This window comes from Saccharomonospora marina XMU15 (genome assembly GCF_000244955.1).
Lineage (GTDB): Bacteria > Actinomycetota > Actinomycetes > Mycobacteriales > Pseudonocardiaceae > Saccharomonospora_A > Saccharomonospora_A marina.
Window position 1 is genome coordinate 3,450,698 of sequence record NZ_CM001439.1, and the last position, 9,338, is coordinate 3,460,035.

Annotated in this window: 10 protein-coding genes; all 10 read right to left on the reverse strand. The window is 73.4% G+C overall.

Annotation, left to right across the window (positions count from 1 at the left end; translation table 11 throughout):
• Positions 1-8: 8 nt before the first annotated feature.
• Positions 9-476 (reverse strand): PH domain-containing protein, encoded by a 468-nt coding sequence (locus SACMADRAFT_RS16280; RefSeq protein ID WP_009154931.1) that lies wholly within the window; start codon positions 474-476, stop codon positions 9-11.
• Between the two features lie 54 nt (positions 477-530).
• Positions 531-1,037: a 6,7-dimethyl-8-ribityllumazine synthase gene (ribH, locus tag SACMADRAFT_RS16285; RefSeq protein ID WP_009154932.1), complete on the reverse strand. Its 507-nt coding sequence runs from the start codon at positions 1,035-1,037 to the stop codon at positions 531-533.
• Positions 1,027-2,322 carry a bifunctional 3,4-dihydroxy-2-butanone-4-phosphate synthase/GTP cyclohydrolase II gene (locus SACMADRAFT_RS16290; RefSeq protein ID WP_009154933.1) on the reverse strand — a complete coding sequence of 432 codons (1,296 nt, stop codon included), beginning with the start codon at positions 2,320-2,322 and terminating at the stop codon, positions 1,027-1,029. Before SACMADRAFT_RS16290 ends, ribH begins: the two co-directional genes overlap by 11 nt.
• A gap of 2 nt (positions 2,323-2,324) precedes the next feature.
• Positions 2,325-2,951, reverse strand: a complete 627-nt coding sequence (locus SACMADRAFT_RS16295) for a riboflavin synthase (protein WP_009154934.1) — start codon at positions 2,949-2,951, stop codon at positions 2,325-2,327.
• On the reverse strand, positions 2,951-3,958 hold the full coding sequence (ribD, locus tag SACMADRAFT_RS16300; RefSeq protein WP_050998382.1) for a bifunctional diaminohydroxyphosphoribosylaminopyrimidine deaminase/5-amino-6-(5-phosphoribosylamino)uracil reductase RibD: 1,008 nt from the start codon (positions 3,956-3,958) through the stop codon (positions 2,951-2,953). The genes SACMADRAFT_RS16295 and ribD overlap by 1 nt, the downstream gene beginning before the upstream one ends.
• Positions 3,959-4,014: 56 nt before the next feature.
• On the reverse strand, positions 4,015-4,686 hold the full coding sequence (gene rpe / locus SACMADRAFT_RS16305; protein WP_040926502.1) for a ribulose-phosphate 3-epimerase: 672 nt from the start codon (positions 4,684-4,686) through the stop codon (positions 4,015-4,017).
• Positions 4,687-4,783: 97 nt separating this feature from the next.
• The gene (locus SACMADRAFT_RS16310; RefSeq protein WP_157617432.1) at positions 4,784-5,284 is read right to left on the reverse strand and encodes a flavoprotein; all 501 of its coding nucleotides are present in this window, start codon (positions 5,282-5,284) and stop codon (positions 4,784-4,786) included.
• 5 nt (positions 5,285-5,289) lie between these two features.
• Positions 5,290-6,714 carry an RsmB/NOP family class I SAM-dependent RNA methyltransferase gene (locus SACMADRAFT_RS16315; RefSeq protein ID WP_009154938.1) on the reverse strand — a complete coding sequence of 475 codons (1,425 nt, stop codon included), beginning with the start codon at positions 6,712-6,714 and terminating at the stop codon, positions 5,290-5,292.
• Complete coding sequence (gene fmt / locus SACMADRAFT_RS16320; protein ID WP_009154939.1) at positions 6,711-7,634, reverse strand: methionyl-tRNA formyltransferase; 924 nt, start codon at positions 7,632-7,634, stop codon at positions 6,711-6,713. The genes SACMADRAFT_RS16315 and fmt overlap by 4 nt, the downstream gene beginning before the upstream one ends.
• Positions 7,635-7,759: 125 nt before the next feature.
• Positions 7,760-9,338, reverse strand: a 1,579-nt coding sequence (locus SACMADRAFT_RS16325) for a hypothetical protein (RefSeq protein WP_009154940.1), incomplete at its 5' end; no start/stop codon positions are given.

Sequence of the window (9,338 nt, forward strand, 5' to 3'; positions counted from 1 at the left end):
GCGCGCGGCTACTCCCCGCGTGCCTGCCGGTGGAGTTTGCGCAGCGCACGCACGGCCTCCACCGCGCGTTCCCTGTCGACGGCCTGGACGGCCAGCACCGAGTGGTACTCGAAGTCGGGCAACTCCAGCCGCGCGAACGAGGCACCGTCGGGGAAGCTCACCGAAAGCACCTCGTTCCAGGAGAAGTACTTGGTGGTCAGCACGTTGCGCACCTCGATGCCGTCGGCGTCGGCACGGGCACGCGGCAACGCGAACACCAGCGAGGCCGCCGCCAGCACCACGCCGACACCGATCATCGCCACCTGATCGCTGACGTGGAAGATCACTCCGGTGTCGGAGGTGCGCAGCAGCACGCCGACCGTCACGAACACCGCCAGCAGCACCACGGCGACGAACACCGCCATCCACACCACGCGCCGTGGCCGCAGCACGATGCCCCCGCCCGGCTCCGCCCGCCTGCCGGTCACCTTGCCCATCCAGAAACCCCTTGAAAGCCCATTCGAACAGCCCGTCCGAAGTTCACCGAACCCTCACACGAAGCCCTGTTCCTGCCACGGCTCGCGCAGCCCGCGCAACACGTTCGCGGTGGTCAGCGCGGCCACGGTGGCCTCACGGCCCTTGTCCTCCCTCGATGAGGGCAGCCCCGCACGGTCCACCGCCTGCTCCTCGGTGTCGCAGGTCAGCACGCCGTTGCCCACCGGCGTGCTCTCGTCGAGCGCCACCCGCGTCAGCCCCGCGGTCACGGCGTCGCACACGTACTCGAAGTGGGGCGTGCCACCGCGGATCACCACGCCCAGCGCCACGACCGCGTCGTGGCCACGGGCCAGCGCCTGTGCCACCACCGGCAGTTCCACGGCGCCCGCGACCCGCAACACCGTCGGCTTCTCGGCCAACCTCACCTCACCGGCCGTGCGCAGCGCGGACTCCAGGAGGCTGTCGGTGATCCTCGGGTGCCACCTGGTCGCCACGATCGCCAATCGCAGGTCGGCGCATTCCCGCAACTCCAGGCCCGCCTCGGGCCGCCCTTCACCGCTCATGCCTTACCCCGCCGTCTCGCAGCTCACCGACCTCGGCGCCCACGTCGTCGAGGTGCTCCAACTGCGAAAGATCGTGCCCCATGCGGTCGCGCTTGGTGCGCAGATACCGCAGGTTCTCCGGATTGGGTGAGATCGGCAGCGGCACCCGCCCCGTCACGCGCAGCCCGTAGCCCTCCAGCCCGACCCGCTTGGCGGGGTTGTTGGTCAGCAGCCGCATCGACCGCACGCCGAGGTCGGCCAGGATCTGCGCCCCGGTGCCGTAGTCGCGCGCGTCCGCGGGCACGCCGAGCGCGAGGTTGGCGTCCACGGTGTCGGCACCCGCGTCCTGCAACTGGTAGGCCTGCAGCTTGTGCAGCAGCCCGATCCCTCGGCCCTCGTGGCCTCGGATGTAGAGCACGACACCCCTGCCGTCCCGTGCCACCGCGGCCAGCGCGGCCTGTAACTGCGGCCCGCAGTCGCAGCGCAGCGATCCGAACACGTCACCGGTGAGGCATTCGGAGTGGACCCGCACCAGGATGTCCTCGCCGTCGCCGATGTCACCGTAGACGAAGGCGATGTGCTCGATGCCGTCGAGCAGGCTGTCGTAGCCGATCGCGCGAAACGTACCCGCGGCGAGCGGGACACGTGCCTCGGCCACGCGCTCGACCTGCTTCTCCTTGCGTTTGCGGTAGGCGATCAGGTCGGCGATCGTGATCAACCGCAGGTCGTGGTCGGCGGCGAACACCTCGAGTTCGTCGCGCAGCGCCATGTCGCCCTCGTTCTTCTGCGACACGATCTCGCACAGCACTCCGGCGGGCGCGAGCCCGGCCATGCGGGCCAGGTCCACGGCGGCCTCGGTGTGGCCGGGCCTGCGCAGTACCCCGCCCTCCTTGGCCCGCAGCGGCACCACGTGTCCCGGCCTGCGGAAGTCCGACGGCCGCGCGGCGGAGTCGGCCAGCAACCGGATGGTGTGGCTGCGGTCGGCCGCGGAGATGCCGGTGCCGACACCCTCGGCCGCGTCCACGGTCACGGTGTAGGCCGTGCCGCGCCGGTCCTGGTTGGTGTGGTACATCGGCGGCAGGTCCAGCCGGTCGCAGTCGTCCTCGGTGAGCGGGACGCAGATGTAGCCGGAGGTGTAGCGCACCATGAAAGCCACCAGCTCCGGGGTGGCCTTCTCCGCCGCGAAGATCAGGTCGCCCTCGTTCTCCCTGTCCTCGTCGTCCACGACGATCACCGGGCGGCCGTTGGCGATGTCCTCGATGGCCTGCTCGATCAGACCGATGTCCACAGCGGGGGGCTCAGTCATGGTCACGCGTCCTCCTTGCCCACACCATTGTCCACCGAGGCACCCCGAAGGTGGACGCCGGCCAGTTTCTCGACGTACTTGGCCAGCACATCGACCTCGAGATTGACCCGGTCGCCCGGTTCGGCACGACCCAGCGTGGTCAGCCGCAGCGTGGTGGGGATCAGCGCCACCGTGAACTCCTCCGCCGTCACCCCCGCCACGGTCAGCGAGATGCCGTCCACGGCGATGGAGCCCTTCTCCACGATGTAGCGCCCCAGCTCGGGCGGGAACGCGAAGTGGGTGAGCCCTTCCGGTTCCCGGGAAAGGAACACCGCGGTGCCGTCGACATGGCCCTGCATGACGTGCCCGCCGAACCGGCCGTCGGCGGGCATCGCCCGCTCCAGGTTCACCAGCCTGCCCGGTTCGACCTTGTCCAGGCTGGTGCGCCGCAGCGTCTCGGCCACCACGTCCACGGTGAAGTCGCCGCCGGAGACGTCGACCACGGTCAGGCACACGCCGTTCACGGCGATGGAGTCGCCATGGTGGGCGTCGCCGGCCACCACCGGCCCGCGCACGGTGAGGCGGGTGGCGTCACCTCGCCGCTCGACGCCGACGACCTCGCCGAGCTCCTCAACAATGCCGGTGAACACTAGCCGCCTCCTTGCCCCGTGGCCGGGACCGCCGAGATCCGCACATCCCTACCAGTCATGGTGACCCCTTCGACCCGCCATTGGTGCGCTTCGGTGATCGTCGACACGCCCGAGGGTCCGAGCGCGACCGGCCCCTGCCCGAGCAGGATCGGCGCGACGTAGGCCACGATCCGGTCCACCGCGCCTGCCCGCACGAAGGCGCCCGCCAGCGTGGGACCGCCCTCCAGCAGCACGTCCACCACGTCGCGTTCGGCGAGCAGGGCGAGCACCTGCCGGGGGTCGCGGGTGCGTGCCCGCAGCGTCGGCGCCGCATCGTCGAGCACCCTGGCTGAGTCGCCGATCTCCCCCGTGCCCACCACCACTCGCAACGGCCGTCGGGAGGCGAGTTCGCCCTCGGATGTGCGGACGGTCAGCCACGGGTCGTCCGCGCGCACGGTGCCGGTGCCCACCACGATCGCGTCGGCCGCGGCACGCATGGCGTGCACCTCGGCGCGCGACCGCGGGCCGGAGATCCATCTGCTGGTGCGGTCGGCCGCGGCGACGCGGCCGTCGAGGCTCGCCGCGTACTTCCAGGTCACGTGCGGGCGGCCGGTGCGGGTGACGTGCAGCCACGCCCGAAGCGGGCCACCGCTGACCTGATCGGCGAGCAACCCCTCGGCCACGTCCACGCCGGACGAGCGCAGCACCTCGCCGCCGCCCGCGCCCAGCGGGTGCGGGTCGGCCACGGCGAAGCGCACGGCCGCGATCCCGGCACGGACCAGCGCGTCCGCGCACGGCGGGGTGCGGCCGTGGTGCGCGCACGGCTCGAGGGTGACGACGGCGGTGCCGCCGCGAGCGCGGTCACCGGCCTGCCGCAGCGCCATCACCTCCGCGTGCGGCCCCCCGGGCGGCTGGGTGGCGCCCTCGCCGACCTGCCTGCCCGCCGCGTCGAGGATCACCGCGCCCACGGGCGGGTTGGGGCTGGTGGTGCCGCGCACCGACTCGCCGAGGGCCAGCGCGCGGGCCATGGCCCGCGCCACCGCGTCCGAGGTCGGGTCGGTGTCGGGCTCGCCCGGTGCCGGGCTCACCGCCGTGCTGCCCGCCTCGCCTGTGCTCGCAGCGCCGCTACGGCCTCGGCGGGGTCCTGCGCGCCGTACACGGCCGAGCCCGCGACGAAGCAGTCGACTCCGGCCTCGGCGGCCTGTTCGATGGTGTCGGCGTTGATGCCGCCGTCGATCTCCACGAGCACCTTCAGGTGCCCGGTGTCGACGAGGCGGCGGGCGGTGCGGACCTTGTCCAGCACCTCGGGGATGAACGACTGGCCGCCGAAACCGGGCTCCACCGACATCACCAGCAGCGTGTCGTAGTGCTTCAGCGTGTCGAGATGGTCTTCCAGCGGGGTGTCCGGCTTCACCGAAAGGCCCGCCTTGGCCCCCGCGGCGTGCAGGTTCTTCGCGATCATCACCGGGTCGTGCGCCGCCTCCACGTGCACGGTGACGTTGTAGGCACCCGCCTCCGCGTAGCCGGGCGCCCAGCGGTCGGGGTCCTCGATCATCAGGTGGCAGTCCAGCGGGAGGTCGGTGACCCGCAACAGCGAGGTCACCACCGGCAGGCCCAGCGTGAGGTTGGGCACGAAGTGGCCGTCCATCACGTCGACGTGCACCCAGTCGGCGCGCGCGTCGCCGTGGCCTTCGACGGCGTGGATCTGTTCACCGAGCCGGGCGAAGTCGGCGGAGAGGATGCTGGGTGCGATCAGAGGTTGTTGCTGGGCCACGCCGCGAGTGTACGAGGGTCCGCACGCCCCCCACGCGCGCGGTGGCGGACCGGAATCCGGACGGCTTCGGACAGCAGACTCACTCCAGCAGGTCCAGCAGCTCCGTCCACGACCGTCCCGGCAGCAGCCGGTGGCTGCGCACCCCGGCGGCGCGCAGCGTGTCGAGGTGGCCCTGCCAGGCAGGGTGGGCGAACCGGCCGTCCCGCACCTGGTAGCCCACCACGATATCGACGCCCGGCTCGCCCAGCGCGTCGCCGAGCACGGTGGTCGCCTGGTTGTCTGCGATGCCGAGCGCGAGCTTGGCCACGGAGTTCGCGCTCGCGGGGGCGAACAGGAACGTCGCCGGGTCCGGATGCGGGCGCGGCTGCCCCGGTAGCCGGGCTGCGTGGCGAACCTCCAACTCGGTCAGCGACCGCAGCCGGTCCAGCTCGCCCGTTTCGGCCAGCCAGCGCGCCGCGGTCGGGGTCAGCGTGACGGCCAGCCGCCACCCTCGCCGCACGGCGGGCTCGGCGAGTTCGGCGCACAACCGGGTCTGCACACCGCCGCAGGAGGCGGCCACCAGGCCGAGCACCCCGGGCACCGCCGTCACAGCTTGCGCAGCATCGCGCAGAACATGGCGTCGGTGCCGTGCCGGTGAGGCCACAACTGCACGTACGGGCCGTCCCCCAGGTGCGGCACGCCGGGGAAGAACTCGCGCGCGTCGACCACTTCCACCGCGCCGTCGCTCTTGCGCAGGGCGTCGGAAACCACGCCCTCGGTCTCGGCGAGGTGCGGAGTGCACACCACGTAGGTGACCACACCACCCGTTCGTAACAGGCTGATCGCCGAGCCGAGCAGTTCGCCCTGCAACCTGGTCAGGTCGGGGATGTCGGAGGGTTCCTTGCGCCAGCGCGCCTCCGGTCGCCTGCGCAGCGACCCCAGACCGCTGCACGGCGCGTCCAGCAGCACACGGTCGTAGCCGCCCGCCAGCCCGGGATCGCGGCCGTCGGTGACGTGCACGGTCACGGGCAGGCCCTCGGTGACCCGCCGCACCAGCCGCGCCCGGTGCGGTGCCTTCTCCACCGCGTCGAGTTCGGCTCCCGACAGCGCGGCCAACGCACCCAGCAACACCGCCTTGCCTCCCGGACCGGCGGCCAGGTCCAGCCACCTGCTGTCCCCTTCGCCGCTGAGGTCGACCTCGGTGGCGGCGACGGCGACGAGTTGGCTGCCCTCGTCCTGCACCGTGGCAAGGCCCTGCCGGATCGCCTCCGACTCGGTCAGGTCACCGGTGCCCGCGGGCAGGTGCACCCCGTACGGCGAGTACGGCGCCACCTCGCCCGCCGTGACGGCGGCCAGTTCCTCGGCGCTGATCTCCCCCGGCCTGGCCAGCAGGTGCACGGTCGGCCTGGCGTCGTCGGCGCGCAGCGCGGCCTCCAGTTCGGCGCCCTTGTCCCCCAGCGACTCGGCGAACGCCCGCGCGATCCAGCGCGGATGCGCGGTGCGCAGCGCCAGGTTGCCGATCGGGTCGGTCCCGGGGTCCGGCGCGAGCTCGGCCAGCCACTCCTGCTCGTCCTTTTCGGACACCTTCCGCAGTACGGCGTTGGCGAACCCGGCCACGTGCGAGCCCGCCTCCTCCCGCACCAGGTCCACCGTGGACGCCACGGCGGCGTGGTGCGGGATGCGGGTGCGCAGCAGCTGGTAGCTACCCAGCCGCAGCCCGTCCAGTACCGCCCTGTCCACCTTCTCCAGCGGCCGGTCCAGGCAGGCGGCGATGATCTCGTCGAGCAGCCCCTGAGCCCGCGCGGTGCCGTAGGTCAGCTCGGTGGCCAGCGCGGCGTCCCTTCCGGTGATCCGGCGCTCCCGCAGCAACTCCGGCAGCACCAGGTTGGCGTAGGCGTCACGATCGCTGATCGCCCGCAACACGTCGAAGGCAGCACGCCGGGCGGGGTCGTCCGCGGGTGGCCTGCGCGGACCCTGCTTGCGCGGCGCGGGTCGTCGGGTGCGGTCGTGCCGCCTGCGTTCGGCCGTCATTCCAGGCGCTCTTTCTGCTCGATCCTCGCGCCGCGCGCCCAGTCGGTCGCGGGCAGCCGCTTCTTGCCCCGCGCCTGCACCTCGCCGAGCCGCACCGGACCGGTCGCGGTACCCACCAGCACCCGGTCGCGCTCGACCAGCAACTCGCCCGGTGCGGCAGCGGGGCCTTCCACCGGCGTCACCGGCCCGAGTTTGAGCCGCTCTCCCCGAAAGACCGCCCACGCGCCCGGGTCCGGCGTCACCGAACGCACCTGCCGGTCCACCGCCAGGGCCGGATCGGCGAAGTCGACGCGGGCGTCCTCGGCGGTGATCTTGGGCGCGTAGCTCACTCCGTCGGCGGGCTGCGGCACCGGGCTCGCCGTGCCGTCCTCGATCGCGTCCATCGTGGAGATCAGCAACGCCGCCCCGGACACGGCGAGCCGGTCCAGCAGGTCCCCCGCGGTGTCGGTGGCGCCGATCTTCTCGGTGACCGTGCCGAACACCGGTCCCGCGTCCAGCTCGGGCACGATGCGGAAGGTCGTCGCGCCGGTGATGTCGTCGCCCGCTCTGATCGCCGCCTGCACCGGGGCCGCGCCGCGCCAGGCGGGCAGCAGCGAGAAGTGCAGGTTGACCCAGCCGTGCCGGGGAACGTCGAGCGCGGGCTGTGGCAGCAACGCGCCGTAGGCCACCACCGGACAGGCATCCGGGGCAAGCCGCGCCAGCCGGTCGAGGAAGTCGGGATCGCCGGGGCGCCGCGGGGTCAGCACCTCGATGCCGTGTTCGTCGGCGAGCGCTGCCACGGGCGAGCGCGCGAGCCTGCGTCCCCGGCCTGCGGGTGCGTCCGGCCGCGTGACGACGGCGACGACCTCGTGCCTGGACCGAAGCAACTCCCGTAGCGAGGGGGCGGCGGGTTCGGGCGTGCCTGCGAAGACCAGCCTCATCGGCGGTTCCTGGCGGCGACGGCCAGAACACCGAAAACGGCGAAAGCACTGAAGACGGTGAAGCGGGAATCGGGCATCGCGGCCAGTCTAGAACCCGTGGCCGGCACCGCTTCGGCCACGCCGCCTCAGCCGAGCGAGAGCGGGTCGAGTTGGATCCGCACCGCCTCTGTCACCTTCCTGGCGTCGCGGGCCGCGCGTGCGGCATGCACGGCCGCGGCGAGCGCCCTGCCGTCGGCACGCGGCACCCGCACCAGCGCGCGCTCGCGCTGCGCCCTGCCCTCGTCGTCGAGTTCGCCGAGCGGTACCGGCCCCAGCACCTCCGCCGAGTCCGGCAGGCGCAACTCCTCCAGCAACGAGGCCACGGCCTCGGCGGACCCCTCCACGCTCGCCATCCGCACCGCGGGCGGAAACCCCAGTTCGGCGCGCTCGGCCAGTTCCAGTTCGGCGTGCCAGCCGGGATCCCACCGCAGCAGGGCCTGCACGACGGGGATGCCCGCCTCCGCGCCGACCACGACCCTGCCGCCCTCACCGGCGGGACGCACCAGCGCGGCCGCCGCCATCCACCTGCGAAGCGTCTCCTCCGCGGCGCGCAGGTCCTGCCTGCCGAGCAACGCCCACCCGTCCAGCAGCAGCGCGGCGCCGTAGCCGCCCTCGGCCACCGGCTCCGCACCGGGCGTGGCCACGACCAGCGCGGGCCGGGCGGGCACGCCTGCCAGTACCTCCCCGCCGCCGGAGGTGCGCACCGACGTACCGGGAAACGCCCTGCCGAGTTCCTCCGCCGTCCTGCCCGCCCCGATCACGACGGCCCGCAGCCGGGGCGACCCGCACGCGGCGCAGCGGTGGTTCGCCTCCACCACGCCGCACCAGCGACAGCGCGGCAGCCCGGCCTCGGCACCGCCCGGCAGCAGCAGCGGCCCCGCACAGCGGCGGCAACGGGCCCGGGTGCGGCACCTCGCGCAGGCCAGGCTCGGCACGTACCCCCGGCGGGGTACCTGCACCAGAACCGGAGCGCCACCCGCCAGCGCCGCCCTGGCCGCCTCGAACGCCACCGCGGGCAACCGCGCCGCCCTGGCCGCCTCGTCCCTGGCGACGTCGAAGTCCTCACCGGTCGGGGTGACGCGGGGAGCCGAGGCGCGCAACTCCTCCCGCCCGGCCACGATCGGGTGCGCCCAGCCGGCCTCCAGCAGCAGCTGCGCCTCCGCGGTGCGCGCGTGACCGGCCACCAGCAACGGCACGCCGTCGGTGTGTGCCCGCAGCACCAGCACGTCGCGCACCTGCGGATACGGCATGCGGGGCTCGGCGTGCAGGTCGTCCCCGTCGTCCCACACCACGTACAGCCCCGGTTCGTGGACAGGGGCGAACATGGCCGCGCGGGTGCCGACCACGATGCGCGCGCTGCCGCGCAACACCGCCAGCCAGCGCCGGTACCGCCGCGCGGGACCCACCTCCGCCGACAGCGCCACCACCGTGTCCGGCCCGGCGAGCCGCTCGCACGCCTCGGACGTCCGGGTGGCGTCGCGGGGGTCGGGAACCACGAGCACTGGGCCCCTGCCGTCGGCCGCGACCGTCGTGGTCAGCTCCGCCAGCCGCGTCGGCCAGTCCTCCCCCGGCAGGGCCTGCCACACCGCGTGCGCGGGACGGCGGGCGCGCAACGCGTCCAGGAAGGCCCTTCCCCTCGGGTAGCGGCGCCAGCCGTCGGCGGCC

Excerpts from the sequence above, each read along its gene's own strand:
- SACMADRAFT_RS16280 (WP_009154931.1), bottom strand. The coding sequence starts at position 476 with ATGGGCAAGGTGACCGGCAGGCGGGCGGAGCCGGGCGGGGGCATCGTG.
- ribH (WP_009154932.1), bottom strand. The coding sequence starts at position 1,037 with ATGAGCGGTGAAGGGCGGCCCGAGGCGGGCCTGGAGTTGCGGGAATGC.
- SACMADRAFT_RS16290 (WP_009154933.1), bottom strand. The coding sequence starts at position 2,322 with ATGACTGAGCCCCCCGCTGTGGACATCGGTCTGATCGAGCAGGCCATC.
- ribD (WP_050998382.1), bottom strand. The coding sequence starts at position 3,958 with ATGGCCCGCGCGCTGGCCCTCGGCGAGTCGGTGCGCGGCACCACCAGC.
- SACMADRAFT_RS16315 (WP_009154938.1), bottom strand. The coding sequence starts at position 6,714 with ATGACGGCCGAACGCAGGCGGCACGACCGCACCCGACGACCCGCGCCG.
- fmt (WP_009154939.1), bottom strand. The coding sequence starts at position 7,634 with ATGAGGCTGGTCTTCGCAGGCACGCCCGAACCCGCCGCCCCCTCGCTA.